23 protein-coding genes are annotated in these 25,618 nt (G+C 70.3%); 16 read left to right on the forward strand and 7 right to left on the reverse strand.

Going from position 1 to position 25,618, the window contains the following annotated elements; all coding sequences use genetic code 11:
• Position 1: 1 nt before the first annotated feature.
• On the reverse strand, positions 2–478 hold the full coding sequence (locus BO64_RS10840; RefSeq protein ID WP_496403309.1) for a VOC family protein: 477 nt from the start codon (positions 476–478) through the stop codon (positions 2–4).
• Between the two features lie 362 nt (positions 479–840).
• Here BO64_RS10840 and rpoH point away from each other — a divergent pair, with 362 nt between their 5' ends.
• Positions 841–1,728 carry an RNA polymerase sigma factor RpoH gene (gene rpoH, locus BO64_RS10845; RefSeq protein ID WP_496403310.1) on the forward strand — a complete coding sequence of 296 codons (888 nt, stop codon included), beginning with the start codon at positions 841–843 and terminating at the stop codon, positions 1,726–1,728.
• A 4-nt stretch (positions 1,729–1,732) separates the two neighbouring features.
• On the opposite strand, the gene BO64_RS10850 is transcribed toward rpoH, so the two are convergent.
• Entirely contained in the window at positions 1,733–2,542 is an 810-nt protein-coding gene (locus BO64_RS10850) for a response regulator (RefSeq protein WP_496403311.1), read from the reverse strand.
• A gap of 94 nt (positions 2,543–2,636) precedes the next feature.
• Positions 2,637–3,923 carry an adenylosuccinate synthase gene (locus tag BO64_RS10855; protein ID WP_496403312.1) on the reverse strand — a complete coding sequence of 429 codons (1,287 nt, stop codon included), beginning with the start codon at positions 3,921–3,923 and terminating at the stop codon, positions 2,637–2,639.
• Between the two features lie 142 nt (positions 3,924–4,065).
• On the opposite strand from BO64_RS10855, the gene BO64_RS10860 reads away from it, so the two are divergent.
• Entirely contained in the window at positions 4,066–4,485 is a 420-nt protein-coding gene (locus BO64_RS10860; protein ID WP_496403313.1) for a VOC family protein, read from the forward strand.
• Positions 4,482–5,528 (forward strand): threonine ammonia-lyase, encoded by a 1,047-nt coding sequence (locus tag BO64_RS10865; protein WP_496403314.1) that lies wholly within the window; start codon positions 4,482–4,484, stop codon positions 5,526–5,528. Before BO64_RS10860 ends, BO64_RS10865 begins: the two co-directional genes overlap by 4 nt.
• Here BO64_RS10865 and BO64_RS10870 read toward each other — a convergent pair.
• The 4 genes from BO64_RS10870 to BO64_RS10885 all read right to left on the reverse strand — a co-directional run bounded on the left by BO64_RS10870 (position 5,506) and on the right by BO64_RS10885 (position 12,089).
• Positions 5,506–6,393: a hypothetical protein gene (locus BO64_RS10870; protein WP_496403315.1), complete on the reverse strand. Its 888-nt coding sequence runs from the start codon at positions 6,391–6,393 to the stop codon at positions 5,506–5,508. The genes BO64_RS10865 and BO64_RS10870 overlap by 23 nt on opposite strands.
• Before the next feature lie 64 nt (positions 6,394–6,457).
• The gene (locus BO64_RS10875; RefSeq protein WP_496403316.1) at positions 6,458–9,589 is read right to left on the reverse strand and encodes an efflux RND transporter permease subunit; all 3,132 of its coding nucleotides are present in this window, start codon (positions 9,587–9,589) and stop codon (positions 6,458–6,460) included.
• Positions 9,586–10,644, reverse strand: coding sequence for an efflux RND transporter periplasmic adaptor subunit (locus BO64_RS10880; protein WP_496403317.1), 1,059 nt, complete (start codon positions 10,642–10,644; stop codon positions 9,586–9,588). Before BO64_RS10880 ends, BO64_RS10875 begins: the two co-directional genes overlap by 4 nt.
• A gap of 8 nt (positions 10,645–10,652) precedes the next feature.
• Positions 10,653–12,089: an efflux transporter outer membrane subunit gene (locus BO64_RS10885; protein ID WP_496403318.1), complete on the reverse strand. Its 1,437-nt coding sequence runs from the start codon at positions 12,087–12,089 to the stop codon at positions 10,653–10,655.
• 198 nt (positions 12,090–12,287) lie between these two features.
• On the opposite strand from BO64_RS10885, the gene BO64_RS10890 reads away from it, so the two are divergent.
• From BO64_RS10890 to BO64_RS10950, 13 genes are all read left to right on the forward strand, one after another.
• Positions 12,288–13,052: a TetR/AcrR family transcriptional regulator C-terminal domain-containing protein gene (locus BO64_RS10890; RefSeq protein ID WP_496403319.1), complete on the forward strand. Its 765-nt coding sequence runs from the start codon at positions 12,288–12,290 to the stop codon at positions 13,050–13,052.
• A 59-nt stretch (positions 13,053–13,111) separates the two neighbouring features.
• A complete protein-coding gene (locus BO64_RS10895; protein ID WP_496403320.1) occupies positions 13,112–14,764 on the forward strand; it encodes a M28 family metallopeptidase in 1,653 nt (550 codons plus the stop codon).
• Positions 14,765–14,907: 143 nt separating this feature from the next.
• Positions 14,908–15,735 (forward strand): DUF72 domain-containing protein, encoded by an 828-nt coding sequence (locus BO64_RS10900; protein WP_496403321.1) that lies wholly within the window; start codon positions 14,908–14,910, stop codon positions 15,733–15,735.
• Positions 15,732–17,384: a tetratricopeptide repeat protein gene (locus tag BO64_RS10905; protein ID WP_496403322.1), complete on the forward strand. Its 1,653-nt coding sequence runs from the start codon at positions 15,732–15,734 to the stop codon at positions 17,382–17,384. The genes BO64_RS10900 and BO64_RS10905 overlap by 4 nt, the downstream gene beginning before the upstream one ends.
• A gap of 59 nt (positions 17,385–17,443) precedes the next feature.
• On the forward strand, positions 17,444–18,361 hold the full coding sequence (locus BO64_RS10910) for an SDR family oxidoreductase (RefSeq protein WP_496403323.1): 918 nt from the start codon (positions 17,444–17,446) through the stop codon (positions 18,359–18,361).
• Between the two features lie 70 nt (positions 18,362–18,431).
• Positions 18,432–19,094 (forward strand): TetR/AcrR family transcriptional regulator, encoded by a 663-nt coding sequence (locus BO64_RS10915; protein ID WP_496403324.1) that lies wholly within the window; start codon positions 18,432–18,434, stop codon positions 19,092–19,094.
• Positions 19,095–19,096: 2 nt separating this feature from the next.
• Positions 19,097–20,143, forward strand: a complete 1,047-nt coding sequence (locus BO64_RS10920; protein WP_496403325.1) for an alpha/beta hydrolase — start codon at positions 19,097–19,099, stop codon at positions 20,141–20,143.
• Between the two features lie 13 nt (positions 20,144–20,156).
• The gene (locus tag BO64_RS10925; RefSeq protein WP_496403326.1) at positions 20,157–21,137 is read left to right on the forward strand and encodes an NADPH:quinone oxidoreductase family protein; all 981 of its coding nucleotides are present in this window, start codon (positions 20,157–20,159) and stop codon (positions 21,135–21,137) included.
• A gap of 163 nt (positions 21,138–21,300) precedes the next feature.
• Positions 21,301–21,435 (forward strand): 50S ribosomal protein L34, encoded by a 135-nt coding sequence (rpmH, locus tag BO64_RS10930; protein WP_012520954.1) that lies wholly within the window; start codon positions 21,301–21,303, stop codon positions 21,433–21,435.
• A 130-nt stretch (positions 21,436–21,565) separates the two neighbouring features.
• On the forward strand, positions 21,566–21,943 hold the full coding sequence (locus BO64_RS10935) for a ribonuclease P protein component (protein WP_496403327.1): 378 nt from the start codon (positions 21,566–21,568) through the stop codon (positions 21,941–21,943).
• Between the two features lie 35 nt (positions 21,944–21,978).
• Positions 21,979–23,766, forward strand: a complete 1,788-nt coding sequence (gene yidC / locus BO64_RS10940) for a membrane protein insertase YidC (protein WP_496403328.1) — start codon at positions 21,979–21,981, stop codon at positions 23,764–23,766.
• 3 nt (positions 23,767–23,769) lie between these two features.
• A complete protein-coding gene (yihA, locus tag BO64_RS10945; protein WP_496403329.1) occupies positions 23,770–24,414 on the forward strand; it encodes a ribosome biogenesis GTP-binding protein YihA/YsxC in 645 nt (214 codons plus the stop codon).
• Positions 24,415–24,466: 52 nt separating this feature from the next.
• Positions 24,467–25,609: an acyl-CoA dehydrogenase family protein gene (locus BO64_RS10950; protein WP_496403467.1), complete on the forward strand. Its 1,143-nt coding sequence runs from the start codon at positions 24,467–24,469 to the stop codon at positions 25,607–25,609.
• Positions 25,610–25,618 lie beyond the last annotated feature (9 nt).

Raw genomic sequence — 25,618 nt, forward strand, 5'->3', positions numbered from 1 at the left:
GTCAGGCTGCGGCGGCGGCTTCAAGTCCGGCGAGGTCGAGCTTGCCCATCTGCATCATGGCGGCGGCCACGCGATTGGCGACCGCGCGGTCCTCGCCGTTCAGCAGTTCGTAAAGGCGGGTGGGCACGACCTGCCAAGACACTCCGAAGCGGTCCTTGAGCCAGCCGCACTGACTTTCCTGGCCGCCGCCGGCCAGGAGAGCGTCCCAGTAGCGGTCCACCTCGGCTTGGTCCCGGCAGGGGATCTCGAAGCTGATGGCCTCGCTGAAGGTGAACTCGGGGCCGCCGTTCAGGCCGGTGAAGGGCGCGCCGTCCAGCTCGAAGCTCACCGCCAGCACCTCGCCGGCGCGGCCGCCCGGCACGCCCTCGGGATAGTAGGAGGTCCCGGTGATCTTCGAGTTCGGGAAGATCCCGCAATAGAAGCGTGCGGCCTCCTCGGCCTCACGGTCGAACCACAGGCAGCTGGTGATCTTTGGCATGTCCGCCTCCTTCCGCTGGACGGGACGGGCCCCATCTTAAGGCTGGTCCGCCCACCATCCTGCCCCCAAGGACGAACGGCGCTGGCGCCTGCCGACTCCCCTGGACGGCCGCCTGAGACGCGGTCGGAACGCGTCCGCCCCGGGAGTCAAGCTAACAACAGGTGTGAGAAAGCCTGCCTTGAAGGCGCCACGGTCGGCGCGTACATAATGCCCTACTAGAGCAGTCGGACTTTCAGGCCGTCCTCCCACGGCCTAGCTAGGCCGAAACCTCGTACCTATCTGAGTGTTGGTGGGGGCGATGGTCCATACGCGCCGGATTGGCGCGTGGCCTGAACGTCCGCTTTTGGAGAGGGGATTTTGCCATGGCCGCGAACGCGCTTGCCGTCATGTCGCCGGAAGGCGGGCTGAGCCGGTACCTGTCGGAGATCCGCAAGTTCCCCATGCTCGCCAAGGACGAGGAGTTCATGCTGGCCAAGCGCTGGCAGGAGCACCAGGATCCCGAGGCGGCCCACAAGCTGGTGACCAGTCACCTGCGCCTCGTGGCCAAGATCGCCATGGGCTACCGCGGCTATGGCCTGCCCATCGGCGAGGTCATCTCCGAGGGCAACGTCGGTCTGATGCAGGCGGTGAAGAAGTTCGACCCCGACAAGGGCTTCCGCCTGGCGACCTACGCCATGTGGTGGATCCGCGCCTCGATCCAGGAATATATCCTGCGGTCCTGGAGCCTCGTGAAGATGGGCACCACCGCGGCGCAGAAGAAGCTTTTCTTCAACCTGCGGAAGGCCAAGTCCGAGATCGCCGCCCTGCAGGAGGGCGACCTGCGCCCTGATCAGGTCAGCCAGATCGCCACCAAGCTCGGCGTGCTGGACGAGGAAGTCATCTCCATGAACCGGCGCCTGGCCGGCGGGGACGCCTCGCTCAACTCGCCCCTGCGGGCCGACTCCGAGGCCGAATGGCAGGACTGGCTGGTGGACGAGGACACCCCGAGCCAGGAGACCCTGGTCGCCGACACGCAGGAGAAGAACCTGCGCATGAGCCTGCTCGAAGAGGCGATGAACGAACTCACCGACCGTGAGCGCCACATCCTCACCGAGCGGCGCCTCAAGGACGAGCCCACGACTCTGGAAGAGCTGGCCTCCCAGTATGGCGTCAGCCGCGAGCGCGTGCGCCAGATCGAGGTGCGCGCCTTCGAGAAGCTGCAGAAGTCGATGCGGGCCGCCGCCGAAGAGCGGAACCTCGTCGACGCCTAGGCCGTCAGGCCGCCGCTGCGTCGTCCTTCGGCATGTAGGCCAGGAGGGCGGCGGCGTGCTTGGCCACCTCGGCGCCGGTGAGGGCCGCGCCCATCCGGCGTGACGTCACGATGTAGCGGGCGAGCTCGGCCGCCGCCGTGGTCAGCTTGAGATCGACGGCCGCCGTGGCCGCCTTCTGGATCGACTGCACCTGGGTCTCGATCGCCCGGGTCGCCTGGACCGGATCGCTATCGAACGAAGCCACCGCCGAGCGCAGGATCTTCAGGGCCTGGGCCAGCCGCGTCGCATCGGGCGTGGCGCGGTTGTCGGAACGTCGCTTCAGCGGCCCGGTGTAGTCGCCCGAGTTGAAGCGCCGCCGGTCGGGGCCGACATAGGCCACGGCCTCGATCCAGTCGCGCTGGCGCAGTGTCACCGCCTCAAGCCGCCGCAGGAGGTCCTTCATGGTGAAAGGCCGCCGCAGGAACTCGTGCACGCCGGCGTCCCGGGCCGCCAGGATGCTGGCCGCCGTGGCGGTGCTGGTTACCATGATCACCGGGACCTGCCGCGCGGGCGAACGGCTGCGCCGCAGCCGCCTGGTGAACTCGATCCCGTCGCCCTTCTCGAAGTTGAGCTCGACGAAGATGACCTGCGGATCAACCGTCTCGCAGAGCTTCAGGCCGCGATCGAGGGTGGTGGCGGTCCAGCTCTGGGAACGGGCGATGTTGCGCATCGCCTCGGCGATCATGGTGGCGCTGGTCGGCTGCGGATCGACGATCACCACCCGCTGGAGGTGTGGCGCCATCCGCCGGATCGTCTTCTTCTCGTCGTCGAACACGGGAAACCCCTCGAGGTTTCCCGGGATACGACGGCTAGCGTAAACGAACCCCGAATCGCCGTTCGCCCACTGCGCGCAGGGGCGGCGGCGCGCCCTAGTCCTGGAACGGATCGCGCATGAGGATGGTGTCGTCCCGCTGCGGGCTCGTGGAGAGCAGGGCCACGGGGGCGCCGATCAGCTCCTCGATCCGGCGGACGTACTTCACCGCATTGGCCGGCAAGTCCTTCCAGGACCTCGCGCCCTGGGTCGTTTCGTTCCAGCCGTCCATCTCCTCGTAGACAGGGGTCAGCTGGCTCTGGGCCTTGAGGCCGGCCGGCAGGTAGCCGATCTCCTGGCCGTCCAGCTTGTAGCTGGTGCAGATCTTCAGCTTCGGCAGGCCGTCCAGTACGTCCAGCTTGGTGAGGGCGATGCCGGCGATGCCGTTCAGGGCCACCGACTGGCGCACCAGGGCCGCGTCGAACCAGCCGCAGCGGCGCGAGCGGCCGGTGACGGTGCCGAACTCCCGGCCCACGGTCCCCAGGTGCTGGCCGACCTCGTCCTTCAGCTCGGTAGGGAAGGGCCCCTCGCCCACGCGGGTGGTGTAGGCCTTGACGATGCCCAGGACATAGCCCGGCCCCTTGGGCCCGAGCCCCGAACCCGCCGCCGCCTGGCCCGCCACGGTGTTCGAGGAGGTCACATAGGGATAGGTGCCGTGGTCCACATCCAGGAGCGCGCCCTGGGCGCCCTCGAACAGCACCCGCCGCCCGGCCTTCACCACCTCGTCCAGCATCAGCCACGCGGGCCGCGCATAGGGGAGGATCTTCGGCGCCATCTCCTCCAGCTCGGCCAGCAGGGCCGCGCCGTCGTATTCAGGCAGCCCCAGGCCCCGCCGCAGGGGGGTGTGGTGGGCCAGCAGGCGGTCGATCTTGGCCTCCAGGGCCGCCCGGTCGGCGAGGTCGGCCACGCGGATGGCGCGGCGGCCCACCTTGTCCTCATAGGCCGGGCCGATGCCGCGGCCGGTGGTGCCGATCTTGTTGGTGGCGGCGGCCTCCCGCGCCTGGTCGAGGTCGCGGTGCAGCGGCAGGATCAGGCAGGCGTTGTCGGCCAGGACCAGCAGCTCCGGGGTGATGGCCACCCCCTGCTCGCCCAGGGTCGCGATTTCCTTCAGCAGATGCCAGGGGTCGACCACGACGCCGTTGCCGATGATCGACAGCTTGCCCTGGACCACGCCCGAGGGCAGCAGGCTGAGCTTGTAGGTCTGGTCGCCCACCACCAGGGTGTGGCCGGCGTTGTGGCCGCCCTGGAAGCGGACGACGACATCCGCCCGGTTCGACAGCCAGTCGACGAGCTTGCCCTTGCCTTCGTCGCCCCACTGGGCGCCGATCACGGTGACGTTGGCCATGGATACGATCCTTCCACCTGCCCGGCTAACGCCTCCCGGCCCTTCGACAGGTGCTCGGCGGGGAGGCGGGGATCGATTGCGGCGCCCGTTTAGACCAACTGGCTCTCGCCCTCAAGGCGTCCGGACGCTATCAGGCGGGTTCATGAACATCCCGCGCTTCCACCTCGCCTTTCCCGTCCGCGACCTGGAAGAAGCCCGCGCCTTCTACGGCGGGCTTCTGGGCTGCCCTGAGGGTCGCTCCAGCCCGGAATGGGTGGATTTCGATTTCCGCGGCCACCAGATCGTCGCGCACCTGGCGCCGCACGAGGTGGGCCACCGCTCGACCAATCCGGTGGACGGCGAGGACGTGCCGGTCCGCCACTTCGGCGTCATCCTGACCCTGCCCGAGTGGCATGAGCTGGCCGACCGCCTGAAGGCCGCCGGGGTGAAGTTCGTCATCGAGCCCCAGATCCGCTTCAAGGGCCAGCCCGGCGAGCAGGCGACGATGTTCTTCCTCGATCCCTCGGGCAACGCCCTGGAGTTCAAGGCCTTCGCCGACGATTCGATGGTCTTCGCCAAATGAGCGGAACGGCGCCCGCGGTCAGTTTCGCCGACATCGAGGCCGCCGCCGCCCGGCTCGCGGGCGTGGCCGTCCGGACGCCGCTCATCGAGAACCCGGCGCTGAACGAGCGCGTGGGCCACAGGGTGCTGATCAAGCCCGAGACCCTGCAGCGGGTCGGGGCCTTCAAGTTCCGCGGCGCCTACAACCGCCTCGTCCAGCTTGGCGAGGACGAGCGCCGCCGGGGCGTGGTGGCGTTCTCGTCCGGCAATCACGCGCAGGGGGTGGCCCTGGCGGCGAAGCTGCTGGGGATTCCCGCCGTCATCGTCATGCCCAAGGACGCCCCGGCCGTGAAGGTCGAGGCCACCCGGGGCTATGGCGCCGAGGTGCTGTTCTACGACCGGCTCACTGACAGTCGCGAGGCCATCGCCGCCCGCATCTCGGAGGAGCGCGGCTCGGTGGTGGTGCCGGCCTTCGACGATCCGCACATCGTGGCCGGCCAGGGCACGGCGGGCCTGGAGCTGGTCCGTCAGGCCGAGGCCCTGGGCGCCCGCCTCGACCTTTTCGCCACCGGCATCAGCGGCGGCGGCCTGCTCGCCGGCGCCGCCACGGCGATCAAGCACCTGTCGCCGGACACCCAGGTGGTGGGCGTCGAGCCGGCCGGTTTCGACGATGCCAAGAAGTCCCTCGCGGCGGGCGAGATCGTGGTCCAGAAGCCCACCGGCCGCTCGCTTTGTGACGCCCTGGAGAGCCCCTTCGTCGGTGAGATCACCTTCCCGATCATGCGCCGGACGGTGTCCGCCATCACCACCGTCACCGACGCCGAGGTGACCGAGGCCATGCGCTTCGCCTTCTCCACCCTGAAGCTGGTGGTGGAGCCCGGCGGGGCGGTGAGCCTGGCGGCCCTGCTGGCGGGCAAGCTGCCGGCCGGTCCCGGCGCGACCGTGGCCATCCTGCTCTCCGGCGGCAATGTCGATCCGGAGCAGTTCGCGAAGGTGCTGCGAGGCGAGCTCCAGGGGGCGGCGAGCCCTCGGGCTTCGCCCCTCAGGCCGCCAACGGCGCGCTGACCGGGTCCGGGGCGTCGCCCGGCCCTTCGGCCTTCAGCGCCCGATAGACCTCGACATAGGCGGACATGGTGGCCGCCAGGATCACGCCGTAGAACCCGGCCAGGAACCCCAGGCCCGCCAGCAGCACCACGATCCCCACGATCACGGCCGTGGCGCCGCCCGCCATCCCGGCCACGCCGAGCAGGATCATGCCCAGGATCACGGCCGGAATCATCACCACCGCGGCGATGATCAGCAGCAGGAACATCAGCGCGAGCATCATCAGCACGATGCGCCAGCCCTGGCCCCGGGTGAGACGCCACGCGTCGCGGAACACCAGGCGCTTCTCCGCGAAGGCCTGGACGACCGACGGCGCAAACCGGGCGGCGAGGTAGAGGCCGCCCACGGCCATGGCGATCACGGCCAGCACCATTCCGACCCAGCCGCCAGACGCGGCGACCATCACCACGGCCGCCGCGACGAGGCCGAGGGGCGCCGCCGCGAGGACCAGCACCAGGGTGGTGAGCGCCATCCACAACTCGCGCCGGGACAGGCGCAGGAAGAAGCCGCGCCGCTCTTCGGGGCGGAGCTGCGCCCGGATGACGGCGCCATAGACCACCGACGCCGCGGCCAGGGCCACGGCGAACATCAGCGGATAGGTGAAGATCGCGTTGGAGTCCGTCGCCTGCTGCAGGACGGCGCTCGCGGCTTCCGGATCCTCCGCCGCGGTGCGCAGGTATCTCGGCAGCCCCGGGCCGATGACGATCAGTTCCGCCACGAGGCCGGCGAGCATGTAGACGCCGCCCCAGACCAGCACCGCCAGCGGCTCGCGCCGGGCCAGACGGAAGCCCGACTTCAGCGCAGCGTCGATGGAAAACCCGGCCATGCCGCTCCCCCGAGAAACCTCGGCGGCAGGATAGGCCGCCGGGGCTTCCCTTGAACAGAGGCGCCTAAAGGCGGTCCTCGGGCGCCAGGGCCCGGGGCTCCTCGCGCAGGGTGATCAGCTTGGCCGCCCGCGGCCGGATCCAGTTCTCGAAGTCGTCCACGAACCGATAGACCACCGGCACCAGCACCAGCGACAGCAGGGTCGAGGTGATCAGGCCGCCGATCACGGCTACGGCCATGGGCTGACGGAACTCGGCGCCCTTCTCCAGGGCCAGGGCGGTGGGCAGCATGCCGGCGGCCATGGCCACGGTGGTCATGATGATCGGCCGCGCCCGCTCGCGACAGGCGTCGATCAGGGCGTCGTGCTGGCTCATGCCCTCGCGCTCGCGCTCGATGGCGTACTCCACCAGCAGGATCGAATTCTTCGCCGCCAGGCCCATCAGCATCAGGAAGCCGATCAGCGAGGGGATCGACAGCGACAGGTTGAACAGCAACAGGCCCACGAACGCCCCGCCCACCGCCAGCGGCAGGGCGGCCAGGATGACGATCGGCTTGAAGAAGCTGCGGAACAGCAGCACCAGCACCGCGAACATCAGGAAGATGGCGGTGGCGAAGGCCACCACGAAGCCGGCGAACATCTCCTGCATGGCCTCGGCGTTGCCCACCGCCCCCGGGCGCACCCCGTCGGGCAGGTTCTTCATGATCGGCAGGGCGTGGACGGCGTTGGTCGCCTCGCCCAGCTCGACCCCGTCGGCCATCTCCGCCTGGACGGTGATCTGCCGCTGGCGGTTCAGGCGATCGATCCGGGCCGGACCGGCCTGGAACTCCACGTCGGCCACGGCCCCGAGGGTGGTGACCCCGCCGGTGGCGGTAGGCAGGCGCATCTGGCGGATCTGCTCGATGTCGGCGCGGGCGTTCTCGGGGAGGCGGATGCGGATCGGGATGCGCCGCTCGCCCTCGTTCAGCTTGGCCACATTGGCGTCGATGTCGCCGACGGTGGCCACCCGGGCCACCTGGGCGATGGTGGCCACCGAGACGCCGAGGCGCGCGGCCTCGTCCGGCCGAGGGCGGATCACCACCTCGGGCCCCACGGGCGGATTGGCCGGCCGGGGATCCACCACCTCCTTCAGGCCGCGCATCTGCCGCTCGAGATCAAGGGCGGCGGCGTCCAGGGCCTCGGGGTCGTGGCCGGTGAGGATCTGCTGGAAGCCGGCCGAGCCCTGGGAGTCCAGGAAGTTGAGGCGCACATCGGGGATGGCGGCGAGTTCGTCTCGCACTCGGTCCTTCAGTTGGGCGCCGGTGACCTTGCGATCCGGCTTCAGAAGGACGGTGATGGTGCCCGAGCGCAGGTCGCTGCCGCCGGGGCCGCCGCCCGGGCCGAAATTGGCCACGGTGGAGCCCACCTGGGCGAAGACGTCGGTGACCTCGGGCTGGGCCTTCATCAGGCGGGTGACCGCCTGGGCGGCCTCCTCCATGTCCTGGATGGTCGCACCCGGCGGTCCCTGGACATTGATATAGATGTAGTCGGGGTCGCCTTCCGGCTGGAAGCCGGTGGGCAGCAGCGGCACCAGCATCACCGAGCCGATGAACAGCGCGAGGCCCGCGATGGCCGCCACCACCCGGTGGGCCAGGGCCCATTCCAGGGCGTTGCGGTAGAAGCCCTCGAACGGCTTGCGCTCATGCGGCTTGGAGGCCGGCTTCAGGAAGTAGGCGGCCATCAGCGGGGTCACGAGGCGCGCCACCAGCAGCGAGCACAGCACCGCCACCGAGACGGTGAGGCCGAACTCCTTGAAGAACTGGCCGGGAATGCCGGGCATGAAGCTGACCGGCGTGAACACCACCACGATGGCGAAGGTGGTCGCCACCACGGCCAGGCCGATGGCGTCGGCGCCCTGGAGGGCCGCCTGGTAGGGCCGCATGCCCCGGGCCACCCGCTTCTCGATGTTCTCGATCTCGACGATGGCGTCGTCGACCAGGATGCCGATGACCAGGGTGAGCGCCAGCAGGGTCACCATGTTCAGCGAGAACCCGGCCATCTCCATGATGAAGAAGGTCGGGATCAGCGAGATGGGCATGGCCACGACGCTGATCAGGGTCGCCCGCCACTCGCGCAGGAACAGGAACACCACCAGGCCGGCGAGCAGCATGCCTTCCACCAGCACCCGCACCGTGGCGTGGAAGTTGGCCCGGGTCTCGTCCACCGAGGCGTAGATCTTGGTGATGGTGACGCCGGGGTAGGTCTTCTGGAGCTGCTCCAGCTTGCGGTTGACCGCGTCCTCGGTGTCGACATCCGAGGCCTCCTTGGTCTTGGCCACCTGGAAGCCCACCACCGGCTGGCCGTTGAGACGGGCGAAGCCGCGGGCCTCGGAGGCCCCATCGCCGATCTCGGCCACGTCGGACAGGCGCACATAGCCGCCGGTGCCGGTGGGGATGGTCATCTGGCGCAGCTGTTCGACGGTCTGGACCGAGCCCAGAACGCGAACGGTCTGCTCGCGGCCGCCCACCTCGATCCGGCCGCCGGGGGCGTCGAGCTGGAAGCCCACGAGGGCGTTGTTCACCTGGGCCGCCGTCAGCCCCCGGGCGGCCAGCCGCACGGGGTCGATGATGACATTGATCTCCCGGGCCACGCCGCCCACCCGGGTGACCTGGGCCACGCCCTTGGCCGTCTGCAGCTCACGGGCGATGGTGTCGTCCACGAACCACGACAGCTCCTCGTCCGACATGGCGGGCGCAGCCACCGCATAGGTGACGATTGGGAAGGCGCTGTCGATCTCGACCTGGGTGATCTGCGGCTCGTCGATGTCGCGCGGCAGCACCTGCCGCGTCTGGTCGATCTTGGCGCGGACCTCGTCGGTCTTCTTCTGCAGGTCCTCGCCCATGTTGAACTGGATCGAGGTGGTGGAGACGCCCTGGGTGACCACCGACTGGATGTTGTCCACGCCGGTGATGCCGGCGATGGCGTCCTCCACCGGCCGGGTGATCTGGGTCTCCATTTCGCCGGGCGCGGCGCCCGACTGGGTGACGGTGACGGCCACCACCGGGAACTGGATGTTCGGGAACTGCTTGACCGGCAGCCGGCTGTAGGAGAGCAGCCCCGCGACCAGCAGGCCCAGGAACAGCAGGGTGACCGGGACCGGATTGCGGATCGCCCACGCCGAGATGGCGAAGTGGCGACCGCCGCCGTGGGGTTCGCTCATCGCTTGGCTCCGGCCGCTGCGGGCGCCTCGCCCTCGACGGGCCGCACCCGGTCGCCGTCCAGCAGGAAGGCGGCGGCGTTCTGAACGATGCGCGAGCCGGCCGGCGGACCGCGGACGATCTCCACCATGCCGGCGGCGCGCTGGCCGGTCTGGACGGCGGCCCGGCGGACGCGGTTGTCCGCGCCCACCACCATCACGCTCGCGCCATTGGCGTCATAGCGGATGGCCGTTTCGGGGACGGCCAGAACCGGGGCGGCGACGCCCTCGAACACCGCCTGGGCGAAGCCGCCGGCGCGGATGTCGCTGCGCACCGGCAGGGTGACACGCACCTCGCCGAGCTTGCTTTGCGGGTCGATCTGCGGGCTGACGATCCGCACCTTGCCCTGGACGCTGACGCCGCTGGGCAGGGTCACGGTGGCGGTCTGGCCCGGGCGGATGCGCGCCAGGGCGTCCTCGCTAAGGTCGGCCGACAGCTCGATCTGGCCGTCGCGGGCCATGCGGAACCAAGGCGTCCCGCCCGCGCCGGAAAGGTCGCCGGGGCGGACGTTCTTCTCGAGGATCAGGCCCGAAACCGGGGCGACCACCGACATCTTGGAGAGGCGGGTCTGGAGGTCGCGCAGGTTGGCCCGGGCCGCCTGGGCCTGGAACCGCCGCTGGGCGATCTGCTCCTGGGCCAGCACGCCCTCGCCGTCGAGGCCGTCCACCCGCTTGGCCTGGTCCTCGGCCAGGGCCGCCTGCGCTTCGGCATGGGCCACCTGGGCCTGCAGCAGGGCGGGATCAAGCTGCACCAAGGTCTGGCCGGCGCGCACATAGTCGCCCACGTCCGCCAGGACGCGCAGGACCCGGTAGCCGGTCACCTCCGGCGCCACCGCCGCCTCTTCGCGGGGGACGAGGTCGCCCGAGCCCGAGATCGTCCCGGCCAGGGGCCGCGGCTCCAGGCGCAGGACCCGGACGCTGCGGCCGGCTTCCGTCGCCTCGGCCGTCGCCTCGGGCTTCTGGCAGCCGCTCAGCGCCAGCATGGCGATCAGGGGAAGAATGGTGAGCTTCAGTCGCATCCCGTCTCTCATCGCGCCGTCTGCGGGGCTTTGGCTTGGGCGTAGGTTTGGGCGGGCCAGCCGCCGCCGATGGCCTTGTAGGCCTGCACGCTGCGGCGCAGGGCCTGGACCTGGGCCGAGGTCAACTGGGCGCGCGTCAATCGCCACGACGCCTCGGCGCTGAGCAGGGTGTTGAGGTCGGTGAGGCCCCGCTGATAGCCGGTGCGCGCAGCCTCGAAGGCCCGCCGGGCCCGGGCCTCGCCCTCGGCCAGGGTCTCCACCCGCTGCCGGTCGGCGTCGAGCCGCACCAGGGCGCCCTCGGCCTCCTGGAAAGCGGTTTGCACGGCCTTCTCGTAGGCGGTCACGGCCTGCTCGGTGCGGGCGTTCTGCGCCTTCAGGTCGGCCATCCTCTGGGGGATCGACAGGACCGGCTGCAGCACCGAGCCGCCAAGGGTCCAGCTCTGGCTCTCCGACGAGAAGCCCGGCTGCTCCTGCTTCGACCAGCCGAGGCCGGGGGTGAAGGTGAAGGTCGGGAAGAAGGCCAGCTGCGCCAGCCGCTGCCGGTTCGCCGCCGAGCGCAGCCGCGCCTGGGCCTCGCGCACGTCGGGGCGCCGCTGCAGGAGCTCACTGGGCAGGGACTGCGGCACGGGCGGGGCGACGCCCACCTGCGGCGGGGCGTCGATATTGGCCGTGGGCTCCACGATCCGGCCGGCCAGGATCAGCAGGGCCCGCTTCTGCACCTGCAACTCGGCCTCGAGCGCCTGGACCTGGGCCTCGGCCTGGGAGAGGTCGCCGGCGATGCGGTCGGCCTCGGCGGTGGCCGCGAGGCCGAGTTCGCCCCGCCGCGAGGCGATCCGGTAGAGTTCGCGCTGGATGCGCGCCGTCTCCTGGGCGTCGGCGAGCTGGATCGCCAGCCCCCGGGCCTGGAAATAGGCGTCGGCGGTCTGGGCCGCGATCGCCGCCCGGACGCCCTCGAAGACGAACCGCGCCGCCGCGACCTCAGCGTTGGCCGCCCGGGTCGCCGCCAGGGACCGGCCGAACAGGTCGATCTCCCAGCTGACGTTGAAGTTGGCGTTGTAGCTCTCGGACGTGCCGCTGGTGGAGAAGCCGGGAATGTTGATCTCGGCGCCCGACAGCTGGTCGGTCCGCGTGCGGCTCGCCGTCCCCCGGGCGTCGCCCGTGGGCAGGTACTGCAGGATGGCGCTGGCGCGCTGGGCGCGGACCTCGTCCAGGCGGGCGGCCGCGGTGCGGACGTCGGGATTTCGGGCCAGGGCCTGCTCGACGAGGGCGGTGAGCTGGTCATCGCCGAACGCCGTCCACCACTGGTCGAGGGCGATGGCCTCGGCCGGAGCAGGGTCAGCCGAGGCCTCATAGGCGCCCGGCAGCGCCAGATCAGCCGGTCGCGGCGTGGCGCAGGCGGTCAGCGACAGCGCGGCCAGAACGGCGACGGAGGCGGCGTTTCGCATGGGTGTCTCGGGTCCTGGGGGAGTAAGACCGGCGTTGGTTGAACAAACTTTGAACGTCCGGCGCAACAGCCGTTGCACCGCCGACCTTTCCCTCGCGCGACCTCCCCCGCCGGAACCTCTGCCGGGCTCCGTGCGGAACGCCGTTTGCCGCAAACTCTGTATGATGTAAAGTATTTGTTGCGAGAAAACTGGAGCGGCATGTCCAAGGAACACATCGGCGACGACCCCCGGCGCCTCATCAAGCTGCTGTGGGGTGTGCAGGGGCCGGCCAAGCGCGGCCCCAAGCCGCGGATCTCGCAGGACGACGTGGTGCAGGCGGCCATCGACATCGCCGACCGCGAGGGCCTGAGCGCCATCTCCATGCGCACGCTCGCCCAGGCGGTGGGCGTCTCGCCCATGGCCATCTACACCTATGTGCAGTCGAAGTCGGAGCTGCTCGCCCTGATGTTCGACAAGGTGATCGGCGAGAGCGACCCGCTGCCGCCCGGCCTGGGCTGGCGCGAGAGCCTGGCCTTCGTCGCCCGGGCGCGCTGGGAAGTCTCGCAGCGGCGGCCCTGGCTGCTAGGCCTGACGCTCCACCGGCCGCCGCTCGGCCCCAACATCGTCGCCAAGATGGAAACGGTCATGGCCGCCCTCGACGGCACGGGCCTCACCGCCCTCGACCGCGAGATCATCATGTCCGTGCTGCACAACTACATCGAAGGCGCCCTCAACGAGGCCCGGGAGAGCCGGGAGGCCGAGCAGCGCAGCGGCCTCACCGACGCCGAGTGGGCGGGCCTCGTCCAGCCGGCGCTGCAGGAGCAGCTCGATCCCAGGCGCTTCCCGCACCTGACCCGCCTCACCGTCGCCTGGCGGGAGCATGGCGGCCGCCTCACCGACCCGCGTCAGCGCTTCGAGGCGGGGCTCCAGGTGATGCTCGACGGAATCGCCGCCTTCATCGCCCGGCGACAATCCGAGGCCTAGCTTTTCGCGCCAAGGCGGGATTAGGTCGCCCCAGCTCAACCACAGACCGAGTGCGTCACTTGAAGAAACTCCTGCTCTGCGCGGCCGCCGCGTCCGTGTTCGCGACCGCCGCCCTCGCCGCGCCCGCCCTCGATGGCGCGCGCATGAAGGAAGACATTCGCGTCCTCTCCACCGACGAGTTCGAGGGCCGCGCCCCGGCCACGGCGGGCGAGGAGAAGACCATCGCCTACCTCGTCCAGCAGCTGAAGGCGGCGGGCGTGCAGCCGGCCGGCGACCTGCAGCCCGACGGCACGCGCGCCTGGACCCAGGACGTGCCCCTGGCCCGCTTCGCCACCAAGGGCCCGGTCCACGTCTCGGTGAACGTCGCCGGCAAGACCGAGACCTGGACCCAGGGCGAGCAGATCGCCATCCGCGCCGCCCAGACGGGCATCGACCGCCTGACCCTGAAGGACGTGCCGATCGTCTTCGCCGGCTATGGCGTGAAGGCCCCCGAGCGGAACTGGGACGACTTCAAGGGCATGGACCTGAAGGGCAAGATCGCCCTGGTCCTCGTCAACGACCCCGACTTCGAGACCGGCGAAGGCGACTTCGGCGGCAAGGCCATGACCTACTATGGCCGCTGGACCTACAAGTTCGAGGAAGCCGCCCGCCAGGGCGCCGTGGGCTTCCTGGTGATCCACGAGACCGCCCCCGCCTCCTACGGCTGGGCCACCGTCAAGAACTCCAACACCAACGAGATCTTCGACGTCATCCGCAAGAACCCGTCCGAGGCCCACGCGCCTCTGGAAGGCTGGATCCAGCGCGACAACGCCGCGGCCCTGCTGAAGGCGGCCGGCTTCGATTTCGAGACCCTGAAGAAGCAGGCCCAGACCCGCGACTTCAAGCCGGTGGAGCTGAAGGGCGTCACCTTCTCTACCGACTATGAGATCGACGCCCAGAAGGTCGTCTCCAAGAACGTCGTGGCAGTCGTGCCGGGCGCCAAGCGGCCCGACGAGCGGGTGATCTACAGCGCCCACTGGGACCACCTGGGCATCGGCCTCCCCGACGCCCGTGGCGACAAGATCTACAACGGCGCCCTGGACAACGCCTCGGGCACCGCGGCCCTGCTTGAGCTGGCCCGCGTCTTCGCCGCGGGGCCGAAGCCGGACCGCTCGGTGATGTTCCTGGCGGTGACCGCCGAGGAGAAGGGTCTGCTGGGCTCGGAATACTACGCCGACAACCCGCTCTATCCGCTCGCCACCACCGTGGGCGTGCTGAACATGGACGGGGTCAACCTGCTGGGCCGGGCCAAGGACATCACCATGTCCGGCGACGCTCCGCTCACCCTGCAGGACGACATGATCAAGGTCGCCGCCAAGTACGGCATGACCTTCACCCCCGATCCGAACCCGCAGGCGGGCAGCTTCTTCCGCTCGGACCACTTCCCCTTCGCCAAGCGTGGCGTGCCGGCCATCTCGTTCGGCGCGGGCCAGAACCTGGAGAAGGGCGGCGTGGAAGCCGGCAAGGCCGCCGCCGAGGCCTATACCAAGGACAAGTACCACCAGCCGGCCGACGAATTCGATCCGAACTGGGACATGTCCGGCGCCGTTCAGGAGATCAGCGTCTTCTACGACCTGGGCGCCGAGCTCGCGAACTCCACCCGCTGGCCGGAGTGGAAGGACGGGGCCGAATTCAAGGCCGCCCGCGACGAGACCAAGTCGCAGCGCAAGTAAGGCCACCGGCGGGCGGCGCGCGTTGCGCGCCGCCCCTCAGCCGCCTCGTCCCCACCCTTTGCCCGCCAGGACGAGCGCCTCAGGAACATCTTGAGAACGCCGCTATTCCCGACTAGCTAGAACGCGACCAACGGGAGGCGCACATGGCCGGCCAGGGCAAGATCCGCTGCGGCATCGGGGGCTGGACCTTCGAGCCCTGGCGCGGGGTGTTCTATCCCAAGGGCCTGAAACACGCCGACGAACTGGCCTATGCCTCGCGGCGGCTCACCGCCATCGAGATCAACGGCACCTACTATTCCACCTTCAAGCCCGACAGCTGGGCCAGGTGGCGCGCGGCCACGCCCGAGGGCTTCAAGTTCGCCGTGAAGGCCAGCCGCTTCTGCACCAACCGAAAGGTGCTGTCCGAGGGCAAGAGCTCCATGGACATTTTCCTGGGCCAGGGCCTGACCGAACTGGGCGACCGCCTGGGGCCGATCCTGTGGCAGTTCGCCCCGACCAAGATCTTCGACCACGACGAGTTCGCCGCCTGGCTCGACCTTCTGCCGCGCGAGCTCGACGGCCTGCCGCTCCGGCATGTGGTGGAGGTGCGCAACGCCTCCTTTGCCGATCCGAAGTTCGTCGGCCTCTGCCGGGACCGCAATGTGGCGATCTGCAACGCCGAGACCGAGAAGTACCCCTTCATTCCGGACGTGACCGCCGACGTCGTCTACCTGCGCCTGATCTCCGCCAGTGACGAAATTCCCACCGGGTACGAGGCGGCCGACCTCGACCTCTGGGTCGAGCGGTTCCGCGCCTATGCGGCCGGCGGCGTGCCCGGCGACTTCCGCCCCCTGGACCGCACGGGGCCGCCCGAGGAGCCCCGGGACGTCTACGCCTTTGTCATTCACGAGGGGAAGGTCCGCGCCCCGGCCGCGGCCATGGAGTTCATCAGGCGGGTGGATCCGGACTTCACGCCGGAGCCCTGGCCTTGACCGCGACGGAACCCCGCGCCCAGGCCATCGCCCTCGCCCGCGCTGGTCGGCTGGCCGAGGCGGCCGCGGCGCTCGAACGCCTGCTGGCGACCGCCCCCAAGGACGCCGCCGCCTGGGCCATGCTGGGCCAGCTGCGCCTCGACCTCGGCCGTTCCGCCGAGGCCCTCGCCGCCTTCGATGAGGCCGTGGCCTTGCAGTCGGAGCGGGCTGAGAATCACCTCAATCGCGGCGTGGCCCTGGGCCGCCTGGAGCGGCACGCCGAGGCCCTGGACGATTACGACAAGGCGTTGGCCCTGAGGCCCGACCTCGCGGTGGCCCACGCCAACCGCGCCCAGGCCCTGAACGAACTGTCCCGCCACGAGGAGGCCGCCGAAGCCGCCCTGGGGGCCCTGCGCCTGCATCCCGGAGACGTGGGCGCCCTCAACCATCTGGGCGTCGCCCGCCACGCCCAGCGGCGCTACGACGAGGCCCTCGAGGCCTTCCGCCAGGCGCTGAAGGTCCGCCCCGCCCATCACGACAGCCTCTGCAACCTGGGCATGACGCTCACCGCCCTCGGGCGCCACGCCGAAGCCGTGACGGCCCTGGACGCCGCCGTCGCCGCCCATCCGGACAGCAGCCTGGCGCGCTACCGCCGGGCCCACGCGCGCCTCCCTCTCGGCGACTTCGAGGGCGGCTGGGCCGACTACGAACACCGCTGGGCGACCCCGCTCTTCACGGCCCGGGCCCGCGGCCAGGTCCCGGCGCCCCTCATCCCGCGCCTGACCATCGCCCCGACGCCCGAGGACCTGGCCGGTCGCCGGGTGCTGGTGGTGGCCGAACAGGGCGTGGGCGACGAGATCATGTTCGCCAGCATCCTGCCCGATCTCGCCGCCGTGGCCCGGGAGGTCGCCCTGGTGTGCGAGCCGCGCCTTGTGGGCCTGTTCTCGGCCAGCTTCCCGCAGATCGCCTGCCTGGACCCCGAGGCCGCTCGGAGCCTGCGGGGCGGAGCCTTCGACCGGATCGTCTCCCTGGGGAGCCTGGCCCACGCCTGGCGCCGCCGCCGCGAGGACTTTCCCGGCAGGTCCTATCTGCGGCCCCCGGCCGACGCCGCCGCGGCCTGGCGCGAGCGCCTTGCCGCGGGCGACGCGGGCCCTGCGCCCCTGCGGATCGGCATCTCCTGGCGCGGCGGCCTGGCGCGCACGGGCGCCTCGGCCCGGTCCATGCCCCTGGAGCGCCTAGCCCGCGCCCTCTCCGCCCCCGGCCGAGAACTGGTGAGCCTGCAGTACGGCGACCCGCGCGAGGAAATCGCCACGGTCAACGCCGGCCTGCCCACGCCCGTCCGCGCCTTCGGCCCGGCCGAGATCGACGACTTCTCGGCCCTGGCCGGACTGGTCACGGCCCTCGATCTGGTGGTCACCGTCCAGACAGCTCTCGTCCACCTTGCCGGCGCCCTGGGCCGACCCGCCCTGGTGATGATCCCGAAGACGCCGGAATGGCGCTACGGCGCGAGCGGCGAGACCCTGCCCTGGTACGGCTCGGCGCGGCTGTTCCGCCAGGGGCCGGACGGCCAGTGGGGCCCGGTCCTGGAACGCATCGTCCGGGCGGTGGCGGAGATCGAGGGCGGACGCGCGCCGGCGGACGCCTTCGCGACGGTTTCCGCGCGGGATTGACCGACGCCGCGTCAGGGCGGCCCACTACCTCTCCAACAAGAACCCAGGGGAGGCCGCCGATGACCCATTTCACGCCCGAGGACCTGATGTTCCGGCCCGGCCTGATGAAGGGCCAGCGGGTGCTGATCACCGGCGGCGGCACGGGCCTGGGCAAGGTGATGGCCGAGGCCTGCCTGATGCTGGGCGCGGACGTCTACATCTGGGGCCGGCGGGGCAATGTCATCGAGGAGACGGCGCGCGAGCTCACCGAGCTGCACGGGGCGAGCGGCGGCCGCTGCGTGGGCCGCGCCTGCGACATCCGCGTGCCCGAGGCGATTCACGAGGCCATGGACGAGATCTGGGCCGACGGCGGAGCGCTCACGGGCCTCGTCAACAACGCCGCGGGCAACTTCATCAGCCGCACCGAGGACCTGACGCCCAAGGGCTTCGACGCCATCGCCAACATCGTCTTCCGCGGCTCGTTCTTCGTCACCCTCGACGCCGGCAAGCGCTGGCTGGCCGAGGGCAAGCCGGCCTCGGTGGTCTCGATCCTCACCACCTGGGTCTGGCACGGCGGCCCCTTCACCGTCCCCAGCGCCATGTCCAAGGCCGGGCTCAACGTCATGACCCAGTCCCTGGCGGTGGAGTGGGGCAACCGCGGCGTGCGCTTCAACGCCATCGCCCCCGGCCCCTTCCCCACCGAAGGCATGAGCGCCCGCCTCAATCCCAGCGGCGGCGCCATGGCCGAGGACAAGGACCCGATGATCCCCCTGGGCCGAAACGGCGAGATGCGCGAACTGGCGAACCTCGCCGTCTATCTGCTGCATCCCCTGTCGGCCTATGTGAACGGCCAGACCATCGCCATCGACGGCGGCTCGCACCTTCTGACCAGCGGCGGCTTCTCGCGCCTCGCCTCGTGGGGCGACGCCGAGTGGGAGGCGGCCCGCAACGCCATCCGCGCCACCAACGAGAAGGACCGCGCCCAGCGTACGGTTTAAGCGCACGGTTTGAGGACTGGCCTCCAGATAGCCGCGCAAGCCCTTGCAGGCGCTGGATTCGCCCGCGAGAATGACTCTCGTCATCTTTCCACAGGACTGCTGTAACCCGTTCATGGCCCAGGTCGCCTATCTTCCAGCCGGCAAGCGCGAGCAGACCAAGGTCCAGAACCGGCAGGCGATCCTCGACGCGGCGCGAGAGGTGTTCGGCGAGCTGGGCTATGAGGCGGCCACGGTGCGCGACATCATCCGCCGCACGGGCCTCGCGGCCGGGACCTTTTACAACTACTTCCGCTCCAAGGAAGAGGTGTTCGCCGCCCTCGCCGACGACGGGGCGCGCCGCTTCGCCCCGATCCTGAAGTCGCTTCGGGCCCAGTCCACCGACTTCGAGACCTTCGTGCGCCAGGCGATCCGCGCCTACTTCGCTTTCATGGCCGATGAGCACACCAGCTGGATCGCCCGCCGGCCGCCCGGCGAGCACCAGCCGCACATCCACGGCGAGACGCCGGAGATGGCCGCGGTCTTCGCCGAGGTGCGCGACGCGATCGTGGAGGCCATCGCCGACGGCAAGGGGCCGGCGGCCGATCCCGACTACATGGCCGCCGCCTGCATCGCGGTGGCCCGAGAACTGGGGGACAAGATGCTGGAACGCCGGCCCATCGACACCGAGGCGGCCACCGACTTCGCGGTGGCCTTCATCCTCAACGGCCTCAACGGCCTGCCGAAGGGCGCCTGACCATGGCCTCGCCCGCCGCGCAGCGCGCCATCCTCAAGCTGATCCTGTCCCTGCCCGCGCCGCTGCTGCGGCTGATGGCGGGGGGCGGGGTGGTCTATCAGGGCGGCCGCACCCTCGATCCGCGCCTGCAGTTCCTGGCCGCCCAGGCCCGCAAGGCCCCGCCCATGACCCAGGCCACCCCGGAGCAGGCCCGGGCGGGCATGGATGGCATGATCGCCGCCATGGCCGGAAAGCCCGAGCCCGGCGTCACCTGGGAAGACCTGCAGGTCCCCGGCGCCGCCGGCGACATCCCGGCCCGCGCCTATCGCCCGTCCAGCCAGGACCCGGCGGCGCCGCTGATGGTCTGGGCCCACATGGGCGGCGGGGTGATCGGCAACATCGAGACCAACCACGTCTTCTGCACCCTGCTGGCCAAGATCGCCCGGGGGCCGGTGCTGTCGGTGGACTACCGCCTGGCGCCCGAGCACCGCTTCCCGGCGGGCCTGGAGGACGTCCTCGCTGCCTACCGCTGGGGCCGCGACCATGCGGACCGCTTCGGCGCCCCCGTCGGCAAGGCGGCCATGGGCGGCGATTCCATGGGCGGCAACTTCACCGCCATCGTCTGCCAGGAGCTGAAGCGGGCCGGCGAGCCGCAGCCGGTGATGCAACTGCTCATCTACCCCTGCACGGACGTAGCCTCGCAGACGCCCTCCATGACCACCTTCGGCGACGCCTTCCCGCTGAACAGCGCCACCATGGAGTGGTTCATGGGCCACTACCTCAACCCCGGCGACGACCCGGCCGATCCGCGTCTGTCGCCGCTCAAGTCGCCGGATCTCTCGGGCCTGGCGCCCGCCGTGGTTGTCACCGCCGGGTTCGACCCCCTGGTCGACCAGGGCGAGGCCTACGCCAAGGCCCTGCGCGAGGCGGGCGTGCCGGTGACCTATCGCTGCTACGACAGCCTGGCCCACGCCTTCGTGGCCTTCACAGGCGCGGTGCCCGCCGCCGATGTGGCCAGCCGCGAGGTCGCGGGCCTCGTGCGCGAAGCCTACGAAGGCCGCGTCGGCTGATGCGGGCGCGCCGATGAGGGCCCTCGTCGTCGAGGCGCTGGCCCCTGACTACGCCGGCGTCCACATCCGCGACCTGCCCACGCCCGAGCCGGGCCCCGGCGAGGTGCGGGTGAAGGTGCTGGCCGCGGCGGTGAACTTCCCCGACCTGATGCAGACCCGGGGCGAGCACCAGCACAAGCCGCCCCTGCCCTTCATCGGCGGCATGGAGATGGCCGGGGTGGTGGACGCCGTGGGCGAGGGCGTCGCCGACTTCCGGCCCGGCGATCCCGTCTGCGGCGGCGCCCGGGGCGTATTCGCCGAATACGCCGTGGTTCCGGCGGCGGGCCTGCGGCGCAAGCCCGAGCGACTGAGCTTCGCCCAGGCCGCGGGCTATCCGGTGGCCTATCTCACCGCCTATGTGGCCCTGACGCGCTGCGCCGACGCCAAGGCGGGGGAATGGGTGCTGGTCCATGGGGCGGCGGGCGGCGTGGGCCTGGCCGCCGTGGACTACGCCAGGGTGCTCGGCTGCAAGGTGATCGCCGCCTCGGCCTCGGACGAGAAGCTGGCGGTCATCGCCCGGGAATACGACGTGGACGCCACGGTCAATGTCACCGGCGGCTTCCGGGAGCGGGTCAAGGAGATCACCGGCGGCCGCGGCGCCGACGTCATCTACGATCCGGTGGGCGGCGACGTCTTCGACGAGAGCGTCCGCTGCATCGCCTTCGGCGGCCGGCTGCTCTCGGTGGGCTTCACCTCCGGTCGGCTGCCCACGCTTCCCGTCAACCTCGCGCTGATCAAGGGCTTCTCGCTGATGGGCGTGCGGGCCGGCGAATACGGCCGCCAGTTCCCCGAGAAAGGGCGCGAGAACAATGCCGCGATCTGGAAACTGGCCGAGGACGGCCTTGTGAAGCCCCGGGTCGACGCCGAATATCCCCTCGACCGCTGGCGCGACGCCTACGAGACGCTCGCCCGGCGCACCGTCGTCGGCAAGACCATCATCCGGCCCGATCTCTGAAGGACCGCCGGTCATGACCATCAGCAGCGAAGACGACTGGAAAAGCTGAAGGCCCGTCGCGGCCCGTGGCGCTGACCCTTGCGGAATAGCGCCGCCGGGGTGTTGACACGTCAGGCCCGGTCAACTATCCACCGCGCCTCAATTTTCTACCCGGAGCCACCCAGTGAAGCGGACCTTTCAGCCCTCGCGTCTCGTGCGCAAGCGCCGTCACGGCTTCCGCCTGCGGATGTCCACCAAGAACGGCCAAAAGATCCTGGCGCGTCGCCGCGCCAAGGGCCGCAAGCGCCTGAGCGCCTGATTCCGCTTGTCCCCGCCCCGGCGGGGATCAGCTGGATTTCCTTGAACATCTTCGGGCGCCGAACGCGCTCTGACCGCCGCGCAGTTTCCCGTCCTCCCGGGAATGCGCGGCGTTAGTCTATGGTGCGCCCGTGAGCGCCGACTTCCCCATCCAACGCCTCAAGAAGCGACCGGACTTCCTGGCCTGCGCCCAGGGGGCCTCGCTCGCCCGCGGGGCCGTGGTCGTCCAGGTCCGCCCCCGCGGCGACGGCGACCCGCTCGTCCGCGCCGGCTTCACCGCCACCAAGCGCATCGGGGGAGCCGTGGTCCGCAACCGCGCCAAGCGGCGTCTGCGCGAGGCGGCCCGCCTGCTCCTGCCCGAGCACGGACGTCCCGGGCACGACTATGTGTTCATCGCCCGCGGCGGTGCGACGACCCGTCCGTGGGCCCGTTTGCTTGACGATGTGAAAAGCGCGCTGATAAGGCTCGCCGCCGAACGCGAGCCCGCCTCCCAAAGCCCAACGGCGTGATGGGCTAAGCCCCCTCTTCGGAACCCGCTCCCGACATGAGAGACGAAAACACCCGCAACACGATCATCTTCGTCGTGTGCGCGGTCCTCCTCCTGATCGCCTATCAGGTCTTCGTCATCGACCCGCAGGCCAAGCGCCGGCAGGCCGAGCTCGCGCGCCAAGCGCCGGCGGCCGCGCAGGCCGGCCAGGCGCCCACCGCGCCCCAGGTCCCGCAGGCCATCACCCGCCAGGCGGCGGTGGCGGCCTCGCCCCGGGTGGCCATCGACACCCCGGCCCTGTCGGGCTCGCTGTCGCTCCGCGGCGCGCGGATCGACGACCTCTACCTCGACCAGTACCGCCAGACCGTGGCCAAGGACGCCCCGGCGGTGGAGCTGCTGCGCCCCGAAGGCGCCCAGTATCCCTGGTTCGCCGAGATCGGCTGGGTCGGCCAGAACGTGCCGGGCCTGCCCAACGCCCAGACCGTCTGGACCCTGGCGGAGGGCACGAAGCTCGCGCCGGGCAAGCCGGTCGTCCTGACCTATTCCAACGGCCAGGGCCTGACGTTCACCCGCCGCATCGAGGTGGACGACCGCTACATGTTCAAGGTGACCGACACGGTCGCCAACACCACCGGCCAGCCGGTGACCCTCGCCCCCTACGGCACCGTCCAGCGCCAGGGCGTCCCCGCCGACCTCGGCAAGAACCAGATCGTCCACGAAGGCGCCATCGGCTGGCTCGACGGCAAGCTGCGCCAGGTCAAGTACGGCAAGTGGCAGAAGGAGGGCGGCGGCCCGGCCTACACCTCGCCCGACGGCTGGCTCGGCATCACGGACAAGTACTGGCTGGCGGCCCTGATCCCCGGCCAGGGCGAGCAGATCACCGGCCAGTTCCGCCGCACCGAGGCCCTGGGCCAGGTGGTGCTCGACGCCAACTTCGTGGGTCAGCCGCGCCTGATCGGCCCCGGCCAGCAGGTCACCCTGACCACCCACGTCTTCGCCGGCGCCAAGCAGGTTCCGGTGCTGCGCGCCTATGAGAAGGCGCTGAACATCAAGCACTTCGACAGCGCCGTGGACTGGGGGAACTTCTGGTTCCTGACCCGCCCGATCTTCCAGTTCCTGGAATTCATCCACCGCTACGTGGGCGCCTTCGGCCTCGCCATTCTGGCCCTGACGGTGGTGGTGCGCCTGATCTTCTTCCCGCTGGCGAACAAGCAGTACGAGTCGCTGACCAAGATGAAGAAGGTGCAGCCCCAGATGGAGGAGCTGCGCAAGCGCTACAAGGACGACCCGGCCAAGCAGCAGCAGGAGCTTCTGGCCCTGTACCAGCGCGAGAAGGTCAATCCGCTGGCCGGCTGTCTGCCGCTGCTGCTGCAGATCCCGGTCTTCTACGCCCTCTACAAGGTGCTGACGGTGACCATCGAGATGCGGCACGCGCCGTTCCTCGGCTTCATCAAGGACCTGTCGGCCCGCGACCCGACCACCGTCTGGAACCTGTTCGGCCTGATCCCCTGGAATCCGGCGACCCTGCCCCTGCTCGGCGGCTTCCTGGACGGCCCGCTGCACATCGGCGTGGTGGTGATCCTCTACGGCTTCACCATGTGGCTGACGACGGCCATGAGCCCCCCGGCGGGCGACCCGGTGCAGCAGAAGATCTTCCAGCTGATGCCGCTGATCTTCACCTTCATCATGGCGCCGTTCGCCGTGGGCCTGATCATCTACTGGACCTGGTCCAACGTGCTGACCATCCTCCAGCAGTACGTGATCATGCGCCGGTTCAAGGTGGACACGCCGATCGACCAGCTCCTGCGCCGGCTCTCCGGCGGGCGCGCCAAGAACGCGGGCTAGGGCATGACGGACGAAGCGGTCTTCACGCCCGAGGAGCTGGAGGCTGCCCGCGTCCTCTTCGCCCACCCGGTGCGTTTCCTGATGGGCGCGGCGTCCATCTCGGGCCTGCCCGAGGCGGACCTGCCCGAGGTGGCCTTCGCCGGCCGCTCCAATGTGGGCAAGAGCTCGCTGATCAACGCCGTCACCGGCCGCAAGGAGCTGGCCCGGGCGTCCAACGAGCCCGGCCGGACCCGGGAGGTGAACTTCTTCGTCGCCGACGAGAAGCTGCGCCTGGTGGACCTGCCCGGCTACGGCTGGGCCCGCGCCTCCAAGTCGGTGGCCCGCAAGTTCCAGAACCTCGGCCGCGACTACCTGCGGGGGCGGCCGAATCTGAAACGGGTCTATCTGCTGATCGACTCCCGCCACGGCCTGAAGGCGCCCGACGCCGAGGCCCTGGACGCCCTCGACCAGGCGGCGGTCTCGTACCAGATCGTCCTCACCAAGGCGGACAAGCTGAAGAAGGGCGAGATCGAGAAGGTCACGGCCGAAACCCTGCAGAAGGTCTCCAAGCGCCCGGCGGCCTTCCCGCGGGTGCTGGCCACCTCGTCCGAGAAGGGAACCGGCATCCCCGAGCTGCGGGCCGAGATCCTGGCCGCCTGTCACATCTAGGCGTCCCCAACGTCATGCCGCTAACTGCCTCCGGGAAACGCCGGAGGCCATGATGCTGAGCACCGACACCCGCACGATCTACGACGAGAACCTGAACGTCTTCCGCGACCAGGTCCGGAAGTTCTTCGAGCGCGAGCTCGTCCCCAACCTCGACCACTGGGAGGAAGAGGGCATCGTCGACCGCGCCTTCTGGCGCGCCTGCGGCGAGGCCGGCCTGCTCTGCCCCACCGTGCCGGAGGAGTACGGCGGCCTCGGCCTCGACTTCCGCTACAACGCCATCATCGACGAGGAGCTGGCCTATGCGGGCTCCTCGGCCGGCATCACCCTGCAGTCCGACATCGTGGCGGAATACATCGTCGCCTACGGCTCGGAGGAGCAGAAGCGCGCGTGGCTGCCGAAGATGGTCTCGGGCGAGGCCATCACCGCCATCGCCATGACTGAACCCGGCACCGGCTCGGACCTGCAGGGCGTGCGCACCACCGCCCGCAAGGACGGCGACCACTATGTGGTCAACGGCTCCAAGACCTACATCACCAACGGCCAGAACGCCGACCTCGTCATCGTGGTGGCCAAGACCAATCCCGACGCCGGCGCCAAAGGGATCTCGCTGATCCTGGTGGAAGCCGCCCGCGAAGGCTTCAAGCGCGGCCGCAACCTGGACAAGATCGGCCAGAACAGCGCCGACACCTCCGAGCTGTTCTTCGAGGACGTGCGCGTGCCGGCGACCAATCTGCTGGGCGAGGAGGGCAAGGGCTTCATCTATCTGATGAGCCAGCTGCCGCAGGAGCGCCTGGGCATCGCCGTCTCGGGCCAAGCCGGCGCCCAGCGCGCCTTCGACGAGGCGGCGAAGTTCACCAAGGAGCGCCGGGCCTTCGGCCAGCCGGTGTTCGAGTTCCAGAACACCCGCTTCACCATGGCCGGGCTGAAGGCCAAGCTGCAGGCGGGCTGGGCGCACCTCGACTGGTGCATCGCCCGCCACCTGGAAGGCAAGTTGACCGCCGCCGAGGCCTCGGCCGCCAAGCTGTTCCACACCGAGCTGCAATGGGAGGTCTGCGACGCCGCCCTCCAGCTGCACGGGGGGGCCGGCTACATGAACGAGTATCCCATCGCCCGCCTGTGGCGCGACGCCCGCGTCCAGCGCATCTATGGCGGGACCTCCGAGATCATGAAGGAGGTCGTGGCCCGGACCATCTGACGGGAGCGC

This window comes from Phenylobacterium composti DSM 19425 (assembly GCF_059568645.1).